General features: G+C 73.3%; 17 protein-coding genes. 12 read left to right on the forward strand and 5 right to left on the reverse strand.

All coding sequences use genetic code 11. From position 1 onward, the window contains the following. Positions 1-12 precede the first annotated feature (12 nt). Positions 13-864 (reverse strand): IS21-like element helper ATPase IstB, encoded by an 852-nt coding sequence (gene istB / locus XF36_RS24405; RefSeq protein WP_060713594.1) that lies wholly within the window; start codon positions 862-864, stop codon positions 13-15. Next, on the reverse strand, positions 861-2,120 hold the full coding sequence (istA, locus tag XF36_RS24410) for an IS21 family transposase (RefSeq protein ID WP_145981219.1): 1,260 nt from the start codon (positions 2,118-2,120) through the stop codon (positions 861-863). The genes istB and istA overlap by 4 nt, the downstream gene beginning before the upstream one ends. 79 nt (positions 2,121-2,199) lie before the next feature. On the opposite strand from istA, the gene XF36_RS24420 reads away from it, so the two are divergent. After that, positions 2,200-3,458 (forward strand): IS3 family transposase gene (locus XF36_RS24420; RefSeq protein ID WP_145981494.1). Its coding sequence is split into 2 segments (ribosomal slippage): positions 2,200-2,434 and positions 2,434-3,458, totalling 1,260 coding nucleotides; the frame shifts between segments, so codons are not numbered across the junction. 145 nt (positions 3,459-3,603) lie between these two features. Next, entirely contained in the window at positions 3,604-4,698 is a 1,095-nt protein-coding gene (locus XF36_RS24425) for an NAD(P)/FAD-dependent oxidoreductase (RefSeq protein ID WP_060713770.1), read from the forward strand. Here the strand turns inward: XF36_RS24425 and XF36_RS24430 are convergent. Beyond that, complete coding sequence (locus XF36_RS24430) at positions 4,674-5,138, reverse strand: STAS domain-containing protein (protein WP_060713771.1); 465 nt, start codon at positions 5,136-5,138, stop codon at positions 4,674-4,676. The two genes, XF36_RS24425 and XF36_RS24430, sit on opposite strands and share 25 nt — an antisense overlap. 169 nt (positions 5,139-5,307) lie before the next feature. Here XF36_RS24430 and deoC point away from each other — a divergent pair, with 169 nt between their 5' ends. Both deoC and XF36_RS24440 read left to right on the forward strand, forming a co-directional pair. After that, positions 5,308-6,030, forward strand: a complete 723-nt coding sequence (deoC, locus tag XF36_RS24435; protein WP_082375631.1) for a deoxyribose-phosphate aldolase — start codon at positions 5,308-5,310, stop codon at positions 6,028-6,030. An 81-nt stretch (positions 6,031-6,111) separates the two neighbouring features. Further along, positions 6,112-7,617, forward strand: coding sequence for a hypothetical protein (locus tag XF36_RS24440; protein ID WP_060713772.1), 1,506 nt, complete (start codon positions 6,112-6,114; stop codon positions 7,615-7,617). A gap of 27 nt (positions 7,618-7,644) precedes the next feature. On the opposite strand, the gene XF36_RS24445 is transcribed toward XF36_RS24440, so the two are convergent. Continuing rightward, positions 7,645-8,250 (reverse strand): TetR/AcrR family transcriptional regulator, encoded by a 606-nt coding sequence (locus tag XF36_RS24445; protein WP_060713773.1) that lies wholly within the window; start codon positions 8,248-8,250, stop codon positions 7,645-7,647. A gap of 99 nt (positions 8,251-8,349) precedes the next feature. Here XF36_RS24445 and XF36_RS24450 point away from each other — a divergent pair, with 99 nt between their 5' ends. The 5 genes from XF36_RS24450 to XF36_RS24470 all read left to right on the forward strand — a co-directional run bounded on the left by XF36_RS24450 (position 8,350) and on the right by XF36_RS24470 (position 12,681). Further along, complete coding sequence (locus XF36_RS24450) at positions 8,350-8,880, forward strand: SCP2 sterol-binding domain-containing protein (RefSeq protein WP_060713774.1); 531 nt, start codon at positions 8,350-8,352, stop codon at positions 8,878-8,880. Positions 8,881-8,912: 32 nt separating this feature from the next. Beyond that, positions 8,913-10,121 (forward strand): acyl-CoA dehydrogenase family protein, encoded by a 1,209-nt coding sequence (locus XF36_RS24455; protein WP_060713775.1) that lies wholly within the window; start codon positions 8,913-8,915, stop codon positions 10,119-10,121. 310 nt (positions 10,122-10,431) lie between these two features. Beyond that, the gene (folP, locus tag XF36_RS24460; RefSeq protein ID WP_145981495.1) at positions 10,432-11,298 is read left to right on the forward strand and encodes a dihydropteroate synthase; all 867 of its coding nucleotides are present in this window, start codon (positions 10,432-10,434) and stop codon (positions 11,296-11,298) included. Next, a complete protein-coding gene (locus tag XF36_RS24465) occupies positions 11,295-12,059 on the forward strand; it encodes a dihydrofolate reductase family protein (RefSeq protein ID WP_082375632.1) in 765 nt (254 codons plus the stop codon). The genes folP and XF36_RS24465 overlap by 4 nt, the downstream gene beginning before the upstream one ends. A 61-nt stretch (positions 12,060-12,120) precedes the next feature. Next, on the forward strand, positions 12,121-12,681 hold the full coding sequence (locus tag XF36_RS24470) for a GNAT family N-acetyltransferase (protein ID WP_145981496.1): 561 nt from the start codon (positions 12,121-12,123) through the stop codon (positions 12,679-12,681). 99 nt (positions 12,682-12,780) lie between these two features. Here the strand turns inward: XF36_RS24470 and XF36_RS24475 are convergent, their stop codons facing one another. Further along, positions 12,781-13,227 (reverse strand): hypothetical protein, encoded by a 447-nt coding sequence (locus tag XF36_RS24475; protein WP_060713778.1) that lies wholly within the window; start codon positions 13,225-13,227, stop codon positions 12,781-12,783. Positions 13,228-13,461: 234 nt separating this feature from the next. Between XF36_RS24475 and XF36_RS24480 the strand changes: the two genes are divergently transcribed. From XF36_RS24480 to XF36_RS24490, 3 genes are all read left to right on the forward strand, one after another. Further along, the gene (locus XF36_RS24480) at positions 13,462-14,622 is read left to right on the forward strand and encodes an alpha/beta hydrolase family protein (RefSeq protein ID WP_060713779.1); all 1,161 of its coding nucleotides are present in this window, start codon (positions 13,462-13,464) and stop codon (positions 14,620-14,622) included. Positions 14,623-15,097: 475 nt separating this feature from the next. Then, the gene (locus XF36_RS24485) at positions 15,098-15,643 is read left to right on the forward strand and encodes a peptidylprolyl isomerase (protein WP_060714954.1); all 546 of its coding nucleotides are present in this window, start codon (positions 15,098-15,100) and stop codon (positions 15,641-15,643) included. Positions 15,644-15,680: 37 nt separating this feature from the next. Then, positions 15,681-16,814: a rhomboid family intramembrane serine protease gene (locus tag XF36_RS24490; RefSeq protein ID WP_238589007.1), complete on the forward strand. Its 1,134-nt coding sequence runs from the start codon at positions 15,681-15,683 to the stop codon at positions 16,812-16,814. Positions 16,815-16,844 lie beyond the last annotated feature (30 nt).

The following is a 16,844-nucleotide window of genomic DNA, read 5'->3' on the forward strand; positions in this document are numbered from 1 at the left end:
GTGTGGTGATGGTCAGTCGTTGCTGGCGCGGTTGTGTTTGGCCAGGAGCTCGCGTCGGGCGCGGGTGCGGTAGGAGTCCCCGGACAGGGTCAGGACTTCGGCGTGGTGGACGAGGCGGTCGATCATGGCTGCGGCGACGACGTCGTCGGAGAAGGTCTCGCCCCAGCGGCCGAAGGGCAGATTGCTGGTGACCATGACGCTGCCTTGTTCATAGCGGGAAGCGATGAGCTGGAAGAACAGGTTCGCTGCGTCCTGGTCGAACGGGATGTAGCCGACCTCGTCGATGATGATCAGTTTGTAGCGGCGGATCTTCTTCAGCTCGGCCTCGAGCCGGCCGCTCTGGTGCGCGGCGGCGAGTCTGGTGATCCAGTTGCTGGCGGTGTCGAACAGGACCGAGTAGCCGGCGTGGGCGGCTTTGACGCCGAGCCCGATCGCGAGGTGGGTCTTCCCGATCCCGGGCGGGCCGAGCAGGATCACGTTCTCGCACTTGGCGACGAACGTGCTCGTGGCCAGGTGGGCCAGGATGTCGCGGCGCAGCGAGGGCAGATGGTCGAGGTTGAAGTCCTCCAAGGTCTTGACCTGGGGGAAGTGCGCGGTGCGGATCCGCATGACCGTGCCCTTGGACTCGCGGTCGGCGACCTGGCGCTGCAGCAGCGCGCCCAGATACTCCTCGTGCGACCAGTTCTCCTCACGGGCCTGGGCGGCAAGCTGTTCCCAGCTGGCCGCGATGGTCGGGGTCTTCAGGACCCGGGTCAGGTAGGCGATCATCGCCGGCAGTCCGTCGGGGACCGCGGCCAGCACCGGACCGGCCGGCCCCGAGCTCCCAGCGGGGTCGGTGGTGATCTTCGGTGGTGTGGTTGTCATGAGCTGCTCGCTTCCTCGGCAGTGGAGACGAAGTCGACACCGAACAGGGCGTCGTAGTCGGGCAGTGCGCGCAGGGTCACCGGGTGGCCGTCGAGGTGACGGCGTGCTGCGGCCTGTCGGGTGTTGCGGTCGTGGGCCAGGGCGCGGCGCATCGCCGCGGCGGTGTGCTGGTGCGCCGGGTCGGTGATCACCGCGTGGCGGGCCCAGCTGCGGTCGTGACGGGCGACGACCTGGCCGGCGCAGTAGACGACGACCTCGCGCGGTGAGGCGGCGACATCGACGAACCGGCCGATCATCTGCGGATCCACGGAGTAGTCGTTGGCATCGACGCGGACGTAGTAGTCCCGTGCCAGCCGGATCCGCTGGGCCAGCCCGATCGGCGGGTCCAGCGGCGGCAGCGGAGTCATCGCCGCGTAGTCGTGGGCGAGCACGTCCACCGGGCGGCCGCCGATCGCTCGGACGGTGCGGGTGTTGGCCCGGGCCAGCCAGTCGTCGATCTGGTGGTTGAAGTCGGCTGGGGAGGCGAAGCGACGTCCGGGCAGGAACGAGGTCTCGAAGTAGCCGTTGTTGCGTTCGACCAGCCCCTTGAACTCCGGATCCCGCGGTGGGGCAAGCCGGATCCGGGTGGCCAGAGTGCCGGCGAACGCAGCGGCCGGTGCCGAGACCCGCCCGGTCCCGCCGATCGCAGACTCCCGGTCCCAGACCAGCGTGCGGGTCACCCGCCCGACGTCGCTGATCAGCTGCCACATCCCGGACAGGATGTCCCCGGCCTGGCGCGAGGGGATCATCGTCGCGGACAAGAACCGCGAGTAGCCCAGCGTCATCACCAGCACCGGTAGGACCCGTTCCTGGCCTGGGCCGACGGGGATCGTGGTCTCGGGGAACCACAGGTCGCACTGGGTGATCTCGCCCGGTGCGTAGGCGACCCGGTCGACCGGGTCGATCCCGACATACTCGGGGCGGATCTGGCGGATCCGGTCCTTGAGCACGGTCAGCGAGTGCTCCCACCCGATCCGCTCTGCGATCACCGTGGCCGGCATGCGTGGGAACTGCGCCAGCAATGCCCGCACCTGCGGCTCGACCGCATCCGCCAGCGATCCCCGCGGGCCCCGTTCCCGCTTCGGCGGGCCCGGCGCCCGCAACGCGGAGCGCACCGTGTTGCGGGCCACCCCCAGCCGGCGGGCGATCTCCTTGATCGGGACACCCTCGGCCCGATGCAGACGACGGATCTCGGCCCAGTCCTCCACCGACAACACCCCCTCAGCGTCGTGCAGAGGGGGTCAATCCCAAGCCGACGCTAGGGGGTCAGTCTGAGCCCGTCGTCGACACCAGGCTGTGCGTCTGGTGACCGAGCATCGTTCGGCGTACTCGACCGAGCGTGCCGTGCATGTCCAGGTCGCTGAGTCACTCGGGGTGTCGCGTGAGTCCGTGCGTCGCTGGGTGTCCCAGCACGACGTCGACACCGGCGTCGTAGCGGGCGTGACCAGCGATGACCGCGAGGAGCTGCGGCGGTTGCGGGCGGAGAACAAGCGCCTGCGCGAGGTCAACGAGGTCCTCAAGTCGGCGACGATTTTCTTCGTGGGGGAGCTCGACCCCCGAAACCGCTGATCGTCGCGTTCGTCGATCAGATGCGGGCTGCTGGTCATGCCGTCGAGTCGATCCTTGCTGCCCTCAACACCCTGGGGCTCACGATCGCGGCACGAACCTTGCGGGCCTGGTGCGCTCGGACCGGCACCAGGAACGGCGCCGCCGGCCGGGTCGCGGCCCGGACCGTCACCGACGCCCTGGTCGAAGACGCCGTCCGTGCGGCGGCGTTCACCACCAACCGCGCCGGCGAACCGGTGCTGGCCCCAGAGGGACTTTATGGGCGTCGCAAGATGCTGGCCCTGATCCGTCGAACGGTGCTGCCCGAGGCTGGGTTCGGAGCGGTCGACCGGGCGATGCGCTCGGTGGGGCTGGCCGGAGTGGTCCGCGGGAAACGGCCGCGCACGACCATCCCGGACTCGACCGCCCAGCGGGCCGCTGATCTGCTCGACCGCAACTTCACCGCCTCAGCACCCGACAGCAAGTGGGTCACCGACTTCACCTACGTGCGCACGTATCAGTCGTTCACCTACGTGGCGTTCATCGTGGACTGCTTCTCGCAGAAGATCGTGGGCTGGCACGCCGCGCTCACTCGTGACGTCGAGCTGGTGGACGTGCCGTTACGGATGGCGCTGTGGCGACGTGCCCACGAGGGCAAAGCCGTGGCCCGGGACCAGCTGATCTGCCATTCCGATGCCGGGTCGCAATATACGAGTCTGCGGTTCACCGAGCACCTGCACCTCGAGGGCATACGGCCCTCGGTCGGCAGCGTCGGCGACGCCTACGACAACGCCCTGATGGAGACCATCAACGGCCTCTACAAGGCCGAATGCATCCGCACCCGAGTCTTCCACGACGGCCCCTACCGCACGATCGCCGACGTCGAGTACGCCACCGCCAGCTGGGTCGAGTGGTACAACAACCGCCGACTGCACTCAAGTCTGGGCATGATCAGCCCCACCGAGTTCGAGGCAGCCCACTACGCTGACACAGAACCATCGGCCAGATGATCACTGGCCACCAAACCACCGGCAGTAAAGCCGGGACGGTTCACTGCGCTGGCTGCGGTTCGTCGCCGACCGGCTCGATCTGCACCGCGACCTGCGACTGTCCACACCGGTCACCGCCGCCCGCTGGGACGGCGGGCGCTGGCGGGTGCGCACCGGCGACGGCGAGCTGTCGGCACGGTTCCTGGTCCGCTGCACGGGCGCGTTCACCGCGCCCCGCACCGACGCCGTCCCCGGCCGGTCGGACTTCGCCGGGCCGGTCGTCCACACCGGAGCGTGGCCCGCCCGAGGGCCCGAGTTCGACGGACTGCGGGTCGGTGTCGTCGGCTGCGGGCCGAGCGCGGTCCAGCTGGTCCCGGCGCTGGCCGGGCGGGTCGGCCGGCTCACCGTCCTGGCCCGGACCCCGCGTTTCGTGCTGCCCGCGGCCAACCCGATGTTCGGCTGGCCGGAGCGCGCGGCCTACCGCGACCGGCTGCCCGCGATGCGCGAGGCGGTCCGGTCCACACCGTCCGGCACCGGGCACCCGTCTGTCCACAAAGGACTCCACAGTCTGGGGACGGTCTACGACGAGGACCCGCTGGCGCTGCACCCGGCCCGGCTCGCCGGGCTCGCGTCCGACCCGGCACTGCGGGCCGCGGCGGCCGCCGTCGTCCGGGAACGGATGCGGGCGCGGCTGGGCGACGACCGCCTCGCGGCAGCGCTGGTCCCGGACGGCGACGACTACGGCCTGCGCCCCGTCGCGACCGACCAGGGCTGGCTGGAGAGCTTCCATCGCGACGACGTCGAGGTGCTCCCCGTCGCCCGGAACCCGGTCACGCGGATCCGGCCGGAGGGGGTCGGGCTGGCCGACGGGACCGTCGTCGGTCTGGACGCGATCGTGCTGGCCACCGGGTTCGACCCGGGCGCGACCCGGGCCGGGATCGACGTCGTCGGCCGCGACGGGCGGCTGCTCGGCACCGGCCCGGGCCTGCTCGGGATGGCGCACCCCGGCTTCCCGAACCTGTTCGCGCCGCTGGCGCCGACCCTCGGGTACGGCAACGACGCGGCCTGCCTGCAGGGACAGGTCGAGTGGGTCGACCGGGGGATCGGCGCCCTCGACGCCGACGGCCTGTCGACGATCGAGGCGCTGTCGTCCCCGGCGGAGCCGGTCGCGCCGTACGCGGTGCCCGGCGGGGTCGCGGGCCTGCTGCGGGCCTGCGACAACGAGGCCGCCGCGGGCTACTCGTCGTTCGAGCGGCGCTGACCGTTCAGGCGGACGTCCGGGTCCGGCACGCCGAACAGCATGTTCCGCGACGAGGCCGGCTCCTCGGGGATCCGGTCGACGACGTCGAACAGGTCCATCGCGCCGGTCACCTGGAGTGCGCGCCGTGCGGGCCGGCCCGACCCGCAGTACACCCGCAGCCGCTTGCCCTCGGAGCCCATCATGTCGCGCGACTGGAGCAGCGAGTTCAGCCCCGCCGTCCCCAGGAAGTCCACGCGGGTCAGGTCGAGGATGAGCTCGGGGCCCGCCTCGGACCAGATGCCCATCTCGACCCACAGGTCGGGGGAGGTGTCGTCGTCGATGGCGCCGATCGCGTGCAGCACGGTGGCGCCCGCCGGGTGGCTGGACTGCTCGAAGCGCAGCGTCGGCCCGGGAGCGGCGGCCTGCGCGGCATCCGGCACGGAGCGGTCGTCGTCCGCCATGGTCGAGAACCCCCTTCGGCCACCGGGATCTCCGGTACGTCCGACCAGCATCGCAGCGAGTGGCCGTCACCGCATGTGCTGATCGGCGGCGTCGTGGGCGCGTAGCCTTCGCATCCGACCGCCGACCACCCGCGGGGGCGATCCTCCCGCCGGGACCCGAAGGACCACCGTGAGCGCTACGACCCTCTCCGCCGCCGCGATCGCCGGGATGATCGACCACGCGATCCTCAAGCCCGAGCTGACCCGCACCGAGGTCGACGCCCAGCTCGACCTCGCCGCGCGCTACCGCATCTTCAGCGTGTGCGTGCGCCCGTCCGACGTCGCCCACGCCGCCGCCCGGCTCGCGGGGACCGGCGTCGCCGTCGGCACCGTGATCGGCTTCCCGCACGGCACGACCAGCACCGCGGCCAAGGTCGCCGAGGCGCGGCAGGCGATCGCCGACGGCGCCGCCGAGCTGGACATGGTGCTGAACATCGGCCGGCTGCGGAGCGGCCTGACCGACGACGTCGAGGCCGACATCGCCGCCGTCGTCGGGGCCGCCGACGGCCGCGTCGTGAAGGTGATCCTGGAGACCGCGCTGCTGTCCGACGACGACGTAATCGCCGGCTGCCGGGCCGCCGAGTCGGCGGGCGCGGCCTTCGTGAAGACCTCCACCGGCTTCGCCGGCGGCGGCGCCACGCCCGAGCACCTCGCCCTCATGCGCGCCACCGTCGGACCGCAGGTGCAGGTCAAGGCCTCCGGCGGAGTCCGGGACCTCGACACCGTGCTGGCCTTCCACGCCGCGGGCGTCACCCGCTTCGGCACCAGCGGTACCGCCACGATCCTCGACGACGCCGCGGCCCGCGACGCCGGCGGCGACGCGGCGGCCCGGGTGGACGACGCGTCGTACTGACGGGGCTACCGAGCGGTACACCGGGCCGCCGGATCTGCGAAGCTGACCCGAGCCCGTTCCCGTGAGCCCCGGAGGAGACCGATGGCGAAGCAGCCCCTCCCGAGCTCCTGGTCGCCCGCGGGCGTCACCGGGACGCTGATCGGCGCCGCCCTCGGCACGGTCGGCGCGGCCGTGGAGATCGGCCGCCGGCTGCCCGGCTGGCTGGCCGAGGCCCCGCGCGCGGTCGAGGCGATGCCGTCGGTCGCGGCCGACGTCGCCGCGCTGCCGCGGCGCATCGCCGGTGTCGACGCCGCCCTGACCGGCCTCGCCCCGGTGCTCGACGACGTGCTCGGCCGGGTCGTGACGTTGTGGGACGACCCGGTGACCGTCGAGCGGATCGACCGGCTGACCGCGGCCGTGGTCGAGCTGGCCGGGGCCGCCGGACCACTGCGCGAGCTGGCCGGTGCCCGCGACGACCTGCACCAGCTCGCCGGGCTGCGCGAGGACCTGCACCACCTGGCCGGCGTGCGCGAGGACCTGCACGAGCTGGCCGGGGTCCGGGAGGACCTGCACGAGCTGGCTGCGGTGCGTGGTGACCTGCACGAGCTGGCGGGGATGCGGGAGGACCTGCGGGAGCTGGCCGCGGTGCGCGGCGACCTGCACGAGCTCGCCGCCGCGGTCGGGCCGCTGCGGGAGCTGGGCGGGGCGGTGGCGTCGCTGCAGGAGCTGGCGGGCGCCGTCAGTCCGCTGTCGGAGCTGGCAGGTGCGGTGGAGGCGCTGCGGGAGCTCGGCGCCGCGGTGGGCCCGCTGTCGGAGCTGGCGGGGGCCGTGGAGGCGCTGCGGGAGCTCAGCGCCGCCGTCGGGCCGTTGTCCGAGCTGGCCGCGGTGCGCGGGGACCTGCACGAGCTGGCCGGCGCCGCGGCACCGCTGCGGGAGCTGGCACCGGCCGCGGGTGACCTCGCCGCGCTCGCCGGGGCCGTCACCTCGCTGCAGCGTCTCGCCGACGCCGTCGCCCCGCTCCAGGAGCTCGCCGCCACCCGCGCCGACCTGGCGCAGCTGGCCGGCGCGGTGGAGCCGCTGCGGGAGCTGGCCGCGGCGCGCGAGCACCTGGAGAGCCTCACCGGCGCCGTCCCCGCGGTGCACGAGCTGGCGGCGACCCGGGCCGACCTCGCACGTCTGGCCGAGGCGGTCGGACCGTTGCAGGAGCTCGCCCGCACCCCCGGTGACCTCGCGGCCCTCGCGGGGGCGGTCGAGCCGCTGCGGGCGCTGGCGACGGTGCGCGAGGACCTCGCGGCACTGGCCGCGGCCACCGGAGACCAGGGCGCCGTCCGGCGGATCGCGGCGGCCGTCTCCGACGCCGATGCCGACGGGACCCCGCGGCTGGCCGCGCTGGACGTCAACCTCGCGCAGGCCGCGAGCCAGCTGACCGCCGTCGCCCCGGACCTGCGCTCGGTCGCGGCCCGGATCGACGCGCTCGACCGGCAGATCGGCGTGTTGGCCGACGCGCTCGCGCCGCTGCAGGGCACCACCGAGCGGATCGGCCGCATCGTCGACCGGCTGCCGGACCGCACCCGGCGCCTCGTGACGCGGCCGGCGACGGAGGGCTGAGCGCACGGCGGGGGCGGCGCCGACGGCTCACCCGCGCAGGCGTTCCAGGCCCGGCCAGACCAGGGTCATCAGCGTCGAGGCGAGGTCGTCGGGGTCCGCGCCGTCGCCCGCCCAGTCGGCCAGTCCCTCGGCCGCGCCCGCCAGCGCCGCCGCGAGCGGGGCGGTGACCGTCGCCGGGTCCACGCCCGCGGGGACGGCCAGCTCGGCCGCCAGCAGCCGCGCCACCCGGTCGACGATCCGGGTGCGCGCCGCGTGCACCTCGTCCGCGAGCGCGCCGGTGCGGGCCTGGCGGTAGAGCACCGACCAGCCGTCGCGATGGGTGGTCACACTGGCGAAGAACGCTCGGAGACCGCGGTGCAGGCGCACCTCGGCGTCGACCGGCTCCCCTGCCGCGGCGCCGGAGACCGAATCCAGCAGTCGGTCGGCCTCGCGGCGGATGCACCGCCGCAGCAGCTCCTCCTTCGAGCCCCCGCCGTGCGTGTAGACCATCGGCTTCGACAGCCCCGCCTCGTCGGCGACGCCGTCCATCGACGCGTCGTGGAACCCGTCCCGGGAGAACACGCGCACCGCCGCGTCGAGGACCTGCTTCTCGCGCTGCGCGGGCGGGAGCCTGCGACGGGGTGCAGATGCCATCTCGACAGCTTAGCTACTGCTGCGTAAAGTACGCCTCGTCCCGAGCCGGTACGGCGAGTACCGGACACTTGTGTGAACCACGGCGAGGTGGAACGAGCGATGGCCGACACGGTCGACATCAACGAGCTGGGTCGCAGCGTCGACCCGAAGTCCCTGTCCGACGAGCAGCTGATCGCGACGCTCGGGACGGCTCTGCGCGACGGGAACGCGAAGAACGTCGACCCGTCGCTGTTCGCCCGCCTGGTCAAGACCGCATCGAAGCAGCAGCTGGCGACCGTGATGTCGTCCGAGGTCCGCCGGCCGGTGCTCGAGGCGATCTTCGGCCGGATGAGCGAGTTCTACTCGTCCAAGGGCGCGACGGGGAACCGGCAGGTCGTGCACTGGCACATCAAGGACGGCTCGACGGTCGACAGCTTCCAGACCGTGATGCAGAACGGCACCTGCACGGTCACCGAGGGCACCGACGAGGACCCCCGCACCGCGCTGACCATGCCCGGCACCGAGTTCCTCAAGGTCGCGACGAACAACGCCAACCCGGTGACCCTGTTCATGACGCGCAAGCTCAAGGTCTCCGGCGACGTCGGCTTCGCGACCGCTCTGCAGAAGATGTTCCAGATCCCGTCTGCCTGACGAGAACCGCGACCGACCAGCGGAGAGCTGAGATGACTTCCTTCGAACTGTCCGAGGAGCACCGCGAGCTGCAGGAATGGGTGCACGGCTTCGCCGCCGACGTCGTGCGCCCGGCCGCCGCCGAGTGGGACGAGCGCGAGGAGACCCCGTGGCCGATCCTGCAGGAGGCCGCGAAGATCGAGCTCTACAACTTCGAGACCCTCGCCTCCTTCTGGGGTGACGAGACCGGCCTGTCCATGCCGCTGGTCAACGAGGAGCTCTTCTGGGGCGACGGCGGGATCGGCATGGCGATCTTCGGCACCACCCTCGCGGTCGCCGGCATCTTCGCCTCGGGCACCCCCGAGCAGATGGTCGAGTTCATCCCGCAGTGCTACGGCGACGCCTCCGAGCCGCAGGTCGGAGCGTTCTGCTCGTCCGAGCCCGAAGCCGGCTCCGACGTCTCGGCGATGCGCACCCGCGCCGTCTACGACGAGGCCAAGGACGAGTGGACCCTCACCGGCCAGAAGGCGTGGGCGACCAACGGCGGCATCGCCAACATCCACGTGGTGCAGGCCGTCGTGGACCAGGAGCTGGGCGGCAAGGGGCAGGCCGCGTTCGTCGTCCCGCCGAACACTCCAGGCCTGGAGTCCACCCGTAAGATCAAGAAGATGGGTCTGCGCGCGTCGCACACCGCGGACGTCTTCCTCGACGACGTGAAGCTCCCCGGCTCCTGCCTGCTCGGCGGCAAGGAGAAGCTCGACGAGCGGCTCGCCCGCGCCCGGTCGGGGGAGAAGTCGAAGGGCTCGGCCGCGATGCAGACCTTCGAGCTGTCCCGTCCGACGGTCGGCTCGCAGGCGATCGGCATCGCCCGCGCCGCCTACGAGTACGCCCTGGAGTACGCCAAGGACCGGGTCGCCTTCGGCCGCCCGATCATCGAGAACCAGTCGATCTCCTTCACCCTCGCGGACATGAGGACCGAGATCGACGCCGCCCGGCTGCTCGTGCACCGGGCCGCGTGGATGGGCCGCAACAACGTCCCGTTCACCGCGGGCGAGGGGTCGATGTCCAAGCTCAAGGCCGGCCGGGTCGCGGTGTGGGCCACCGAGCGCGCCATCCAGATCCTCGGCGGCGCGGGCTACTCGCGCGAGCACCCCGTGGAGCGGATGCACCGCGACTCGAAGATCTACGACATCTTCGAGGGCACCGAGCAGATCCAGCAGCTCGTCATCGCCCGCGCGATCTCCGGGAAGCACCTGTCGTGACCTCGGCGGTCCGGTCCGCCGCGACGATCGGCGGACCGGACCGGACCGGTGACGGCTGTGCGGTCCGTGGCTCCGTCACGCGCATCGTGCTTTTCGGCGGACCGACGAGAAGGTGGCGTGCACGAGGCACGGCTGCTGGAACAGGTCGCGACCGGCATCGCGACCGGGCCGCGGGGGGCCACCGAGCTGCCGCTGCGGGACCACACACGCGACCGATGACCGTCGGGGTGGGCACGCACGCCGGGCCCCGGGGAGGATGGAGATCCAACCGGGTCCTGCAGCGGGCCCGCCCGTGCTGTGAGGAGACCACGTGCCGAGCGTGACGTTCCGTGGACGTACCTGGAACCGGGACCGGGCGATGGTCATGGCGATCGTGAACCGGACCCCCGACTCGTTCTACGACCACGGCGTCACCTTCGCCGAGCAGGCCGCCCGGGACCGGATCACCGCGGTCGTCCGGGAGGGTGCCGACGTCATCGACATCGGCGGCGTCCCGGCCAGTCCGGGCACCGAGGTCTCCGAGCAGGAGGAGATCGACCGGGTCGTGCCGACCGTGGAGTGGGCGCGCCACACGTTCCCCGACGTCGCGATCTCGGTCGACACCTTCCGCGCCGGACCCGCCGATGCGGTCTGCGCGGCGGGCACCGACCTGGTCAACGACAACTGGGCGGCCGCCGACGCCGGGATCCTCGACGTCGCCGCCCGGTACGGCGCCGGCTACGTCAGCGCGCACACCGACCACGTCGACCCGCGCACCGAGCCGCACCGCCCGCGCTACACCGACGTCCTGCGCACGGTCATCGACCAGACCGTCGCGCTCGCGGAGAAGGCCGTCGCCGCGGGCGTGCCCGCCGGCGGGATCCTCATCGACCCGGCGATCGACTTCTCCAAGAACACCCTGCACAGCCTGCAGGTCCTGGGCGGCATCGACGAGATGGTCGCGACCGGCTGGCCGGTGCTGCTGGCGATGTCGAACAAGACCGTCGTCGGCGAGTCCCTGGCCGTGCCGCTCGAGGAGCGGCTGACCGGGACCCTCGCCGCGACGGCGCTGGCCGCCGACCGCGGCGTCGCCATGGTGCGCGCCCACCAGGCCCGGGCCACCCGGGAGACCTGCGAGATGGTCGCCATCGTCCGTGGCGAGCGGAATCCCTCGCGGGCGGTGAGACTGCTCGCGTGAGCACGATCCACCAGATCTTCCCGGTGGCCGACGCCGGGCCGCTGTCGACCGAGCAGCTCGAACGGCTCTACGCCTACCCGGACGACCGGCTCCGGCTGTCGGTCAACTTCGTGTCCAGCGCGGACGGGGCCGTCGAGGTCCAGGGCAGCTCGGCCGGGCTGTCCACCCCGCCCGACCGTGCGGTGCTCGACCTGGGGACCGACCTGGCCGACGTCGTGCTCGTCGCGGCCGGGACGGCCACCGCCGAGGGGTTCACGGGCGTCAAGCACAACGACCGGATGGACGACCGGCGCCGCCGCTTCGGGCTGTCGGAGCTGCCGTCGACGGCGGTCGTCACCTCGTCGGGGAAGTCCCTCCATCCGTCGTCGCCGGTGCTGACCGACACCGTGGTCCCCACGGTCGTGCTCACCTGCGAGTCGGTCCCCGCGGACCTGCGCGGCCGGTGGGCCGACGCCGGCGCCGAGGTCGTGCTCACCGGCGACGAGTCGGTCGACCTCGCCGTGGCGGTCGCGGCGCTGGGGGAGCGCGGGCTGCGCCGGATCAACTGCATGGGCGGGCCCGCGCTGTTCGGCAGCCTGGCCGAGGCGGGCCTGGTCGACGAGCTGCGGCTGACCCTCGCTCCGTTCCTCGTCTCCGGGGAGGCCGGGCGGATCGCCCGCGGCGCCGGCATGGATCCGGCGCGCCTGGAGCTTGTCAGCGTCGTCACCGGGGACGACACGCTCCTCATGCGCTACCGGGTGCGCGAGGCGCCGTCGTCCTGACGGGGAACCCCGGAGGGGAGTACCCGATCACGCACGGCGACGTCTGGGGCAGGATGGTCCCGTGTCGCGTCCCTCCAACATGCTGGCGGACGGCGTCGTCGTCCTCAGTCCGCTCGGCTGGGACGACGTGACGGCCCACCTCGCGGGTGAGGACGCCGAGATCGTCCGCTGGCTCGGTGGCGCACCCGCGACCCCGGCGACCGCCCGCGCCCACGTCCGTCGTGCGATCGAACGCTGGGCCGACGACGGGCCGAAGCTGAGCTTCGGGATCCGAGTGGACGGCGGCGCCGTCCTCGCCGGGACCATCGACGTCGACCTCGACCCCGCGGGGGGCCGGGCCGGTCTGTCCTACGGCGTCTACGCGGCGTACCGCCGTCGCGGCCTCGCGACCCGCGCGGTCCGGCTCGCGGCCCGCTACCTGGGCGAACGTGGTGACGTGCGGTGGATCTCGATCGACGTCGACCCGCAGAACACCGCATCGGTCGGGGTCGCGCGGAGGGCCGGGTTCCGGTTCCTGCGCCACGTCGTCGACGACGAGGGATCCTTCGACCGCTACGAGCTCCTCGTCCGCGCGCCGGTGGTCCCGGCGCCGCCGCCGCGCCCGCGGCACGGCCGCCCCTGAGCCCGCACACGACCGCCCGCCCGGTGCCCCGGTCGTCGGGGACACCGGACGGGCGTGGTCGCGGGTGCCGGTCGGGGGTCCGGCACCCGCGGACCGACGTCAGGAGCCGGTCGGCGCCTCGATGTGCATGACGGCTGGGACCTCGAACAGGGGCAGCGCGCCCGTGTCGTCGACCGACGGGAGGCCGGCGTCGCCCACCGAGGGGAGCTCGGGCAGGTCGTCCGTGGACGGCAGCTCGGGGGCGTCCTCGGCCTGCGGCGAGGCGGTGGGGAGGTCGTCGGTGCCGGGCAGCGACGGCGCGCTCGGCAGCGAGTCGGTCGAGGGCAGCTCCGGCAGACCGAGGGCCTCGGCGTCCGGGATCTGCAGCTCCCCGAAGCCGGCGCTGTCCGCGGCGTCCGTCAGGGCGGAGGTGTCCGGGGCGGCCGGGAGCTCGGGCAGCTCGGGAAGTTCGGCGGCCGAGGCCTGGCCGACGAGACCGGCGCCGAGCGCGGCGATGCCGGCGCCGGTGAGGGACAGCCGCAGGGCGGTACGGGCGAGCGAGTTCATGCGCACGTCCTTCCAAGGGGGATCGGGGGAGCGGAGGGTCGACGGACGACCCTCGCCGGGGGACAACGAGATCCACATCAAGCGGTTGCGGTGCGCAGTCGATCGACAGTGATCTTCACCCGTACGGGTGGCAACCTGAGAGGGGTCTCGCACGTATGGGCGAGTGATCGTCGCTCCTGAATGCTTCCGGTGGTCCACTCGCGGTGCTCGTACGCGGGGGAGCAGGATGAGGGCGTGCGCGCGCCGAGCCCCTCCGTCCGCCACTCCGTTCGTCCTTCGGTACCCGTCGCGGGTGCGCTGGCCGGGGTCCTGGGCGGGGCGGGAGGCACCGCCGCGGCCGCGATCGGCTGGCACTACTCGACGATCCTGCTGCACCCGTCGCCGCACCCGGGGTTGCCCGAGCGGGTCGTCGCCGCCGGGGACGGCACCGTCGAGCTGGCGCGGACCCGGCTGTCCGCGCAGCCGGGTGTGTGGGGACTGCGCGGCCCGGCCGGGCTGGCCGTCGTCGGTCCGGTCCTGGACCGCGGGCGCCGCACGGTCGTCCGTGAGCTCCGTGCGGGCCCGGTCCCCGCGATCGGCCCCGCCGTGCTCGACGCCGGCCCGTTCGACCCGGACCCGTCCGCACGAGGGCTGCCCTTCGACGAGGTCGAGGTGCCCACCGACCTCGGGACGGCCCCGGCATGGCGCATCCCTGCCCCGGCCGGAGGGCACCCGCACACCTGGGCGCTGTGCGTGCACGGCCGTGGCGGGACCCGACGCGAGGCACTGCGGATCCTGCCCGCGCTGCACGCGGCCGGCCTGACCCAGCTCGTCGTCAGCTACCGCGGGGACGGGACCGCCCCGGAGTCACCGGACGGGCGCTCGCACCTCGGCGACACCGAGTGGCGCGACGTCGACGCCGCCGCGGCCTACGCCCTGGTCCACGGCGCGCGCCGGCTGGTGCTGGTCGGCTGGTCGATGGGGGCCGCGGTGGGCGGGGCGTTCCTCGACCGGTCCCCGCACGCCGACCTCGTCGACGCCGTGGTCTGGGACGCGCCGCTGCTCGACTGGCGTCGCACGCTGCGCCGGCAGGCCCGCAACCGCGGTCTCCCCCCGACCCTGGCCGGGGTCGCGGCCCGGTTCACCGCACGCCGGATCGGGATCGACCTCGACCGGTTCGACCTGGTCCGGCGTCCGCCCGCGATCCGTCCCCCGACGCTCGTCCTGCACAGCGACGCCGACACCGCAGTCCCGGTCTCGTTGAGCCGGGACCTCGCCGTGACCGCCCCGGAGCACGGCTGGCCGGTCACCTACCGGGAGTTCTCCGGGACCGAGCACACCGGCAGCTGGAACGCCGATCCCGACGGCTACGAGGCCGCCGTGACCGGCTTCCTGCGGACTCTGCGTCCGTCCTGACCCGCTCGTTCCGGGACGGTCCCTGCGGTCAGTGGCCGTTCGTCTGCGACCTGCCCTGACCGATCGGCTTGCCGTGGATCTGGTCGTCGGACGGCGGGGTCGTCGGGACCGGGGTCCCGGGTCCACCTCGCGCTCGCGCTTCAGGAGCGTCGCCCAGCCCCACACCGCGGCCGCGGTCAGCAGCAGGACGGCCACGATCCACGGGGCCCGGCGCACCCGCGCCGGGGTCGGCTCGACGATCTCGGCCAGCGCGTGGCGGGCGTCGTGCACCGAGCCGGACACCACGTCGGACAGGTCGGACAGACGCGTCGAGACCCCTCCGGCCACGGCGTCGGTGACCGCGCCACCGGCGATCCGGCCGGCGTCGGCGAAGGTGTGTACGGCCTCGGTCGCGTCCTTGCGGGCACGGGCCCGCTTCCTCTCGGCACTCATGTTCCGGACCTGCTTCCCACGGATGCGGCTGCTTACTGGCACGATGGTAGTCGTGACGGAACCAGAGAACGCCAAGACGACGGCCGTCCTGCACACCTCCGAGGGCGACATCCGCGTCGTGCTGTTCGGCGACCACGCGCCGAAGACGGTCGCGAACTTCGTCGGCCTCGCGGAGGGCAGCAAGGACTACACGGGCCCGAACGCCAGCGGCGGAGACTCCGGGCCGTTCTACGACGGTTCGATCTTCCACCGGGTGATCAGCGGCTTCATGATCCAGGGCGGCGACCCGACCGGTACCGGTCGCGGTGGCCCGGGCTACCAGTTCGGCGACGAGTTCCACCCGGACCTCAAGTTCGACCGGCCCTACCTGCTGGCCATGGCCAACGCCGGGCCGGGCACCAACGGCTCGCAGTTCTTCATCACGGTGGGCAACACCCCGCACCTGAACCGGCGCCACACCATCTTCGGTGAGGTCGCCGACGCCGAGTCGCGGGCCGTCGTGGACGCCATCGCCCAGACCACCACCGGCCAGGCCGACCGGCCGCTGACCGACGTGGTCATCGAGAAGATCGAGATCGAGCAGTCCTGACCTCGCAGGTCTCCGACCACCGAGTGGACCGGCCGTGGTGAACGGACGACCCGACAGCAGCGGATCCGGGGCATCCGGCGAGCCCGAGGGCGGGCCGGGTTCCCCCGGCCCCGCGGGCACGCCGTACTACCCGGCGCCGCCCGGCTACCCGCAGCCCCAGTGGCCGCCGCCGGGCGCGCCGGGCGGTCCGCCGTCGGGCGGTCCCGGGCCGGCGACGCCGTACGGGCAGACGCCCTACGGATCCGCGCCGTACGGACCCTCGCCGTACGGATCCGGGGAGACCGGCCCGGGCGGTGGGCCCGGCGCCCCGCCCGGCCCCGGCGGCGCGACGGTGTGCGTCCGGCACCCCGACCGCCCCACCGGGCTGGCCTGCTCGCGCTGCGACCGGCCCGCCTGCCCCGCCTGCCTGCAGCCGGCCCCGGTCGGTCAGCACTGCGTGGACTGCCTCGCCGAGGCCGCACGGACGACCCCGCGACGACGCACCGTCGCCGGGGCGAGCCGCACCGGGAAGCCGGTGGTCGTCCCCGGGCTGATCGTCGCGAACGTGGTGGTCTACGTGATCACCGCGGTCACGGCGGGCAGCGTGATGTCCAACTTCCTGTCGCCCCTGTTCGAGGCCGGCGGGCTCGTCCCGCTCCGGGTCGCCGACGGCGAGTACTGGCGGATCATCACCTCGGGCTTCCTGCACATCGGCCCGCTGCACCTGGCGTTCAACATGTACGCCCTGTGGATCATCGGCCGTGAGGTCGAGACGGTGCTGGGGCGGGCCCGGTTCGTCGCCGTCTACGGCGTGTCCATGCTCGGCGGAGCGGCCGCGGTCATGCTGTTCAGTGCTCCCAACGGGCTGACCGCGGGTGCCTCCGGTGCGGTCTTCGGGCTGATGGGGGCACTGTTCGTCCTGCTGCGGCGGTTGAAGCTGCCGACCGGGCAGGTCGTCGCCCTCATCGCGATCAACGCCGTGATCAGCTTCAGCATCCAGGGCATCTCCTGGCAGGGGCACCTCGGCGGGCTGGTCTTCGGCGCCGCGGTCACCGCGGCGCTGGTCCACCTCGGGACGGGGTCCCCGCAGCGCAGGCGGACCCAGGCGCTGGCGGTCTCCGGGCTGACCGCACTCGCGGTCGTGCTGATCGTGGTGCGCGCCGCGGGGCTGCTCGCGGCCGCGGGCGTCTGACCCTGCCCCGCCGTCGCCAGGGGTGGGTCC

Origin of the sequence: Pseudonocardia sp. HH130629-09, assembly GCF_001294645.1 — a bacterium.
Taxonomy (GTDB): domain Bacteria; phylum Actinomycetota; class Actinomycetes; order Mycobacteriales; family Pseudonocardiaceae; genus Pseudonocardia.

Excerpts from the sequence above, each read along its gene's own strand:
- istB (WP_060713594.1), bottom strand. The coding sequence starts at position 864 with ATGACAACCACACCACCGAAGATCACCACCGACCCCGCTGGGAGCTCG.
- XF36_RS24430 (WP_060713771.1), bottom strand. The coding sequence starts at position 5,138 with ATGGCGGACGACGACCGCTCCGTGCCGGATGCCGCGCAGGCCGCCGCT.
- XF36_RS24440 (WP_060713772.1), top strand. The coding sequence starts at position 6,112 with ATGGCGAAGCAGCCCCTCCCGAGCTCCTGGTCGCCCGCGGGCGTCACC.
- XF36_RS24445 (WP_060713773.1), bottom strand. The coding sequence starts at position 8,250 with ATGGCATCTGCACCCCGTCGCAGGCTCCCGCCCGCGCAGCGCGAGAAG.
- XF36_RS24450 (WP_060713774.1), top strand. The coding sequence starts at position 8,350 with ATGGCCGACACGGTCGACATCAACGAGCTGGGTCGCAGCGTCGACCCG.
- XF36_RS24455 (WP_060713775.1), top strand. The coding sequence starts at position 8,913 with ATGACTTCCTTCGAACTGTCCGAGGAGCACCGCGAGCTGCAGGAATGG.
- XF36_RS24475 (WP_060713778.1), bottom strand. The coding sequence starts at position 13,227 with ATGAACTCGCTCGCCCGTACCGCCCTGCGGCTGTCCCTCACCGGCGCC.
- XF36_RS24485 (WP_060714954.1), top strand. The coding sequence starts at position 15,098 with ATGGTAGTCGTGACGGAACCAGAGAACGCCAAGACGACGGCCGTCCTG.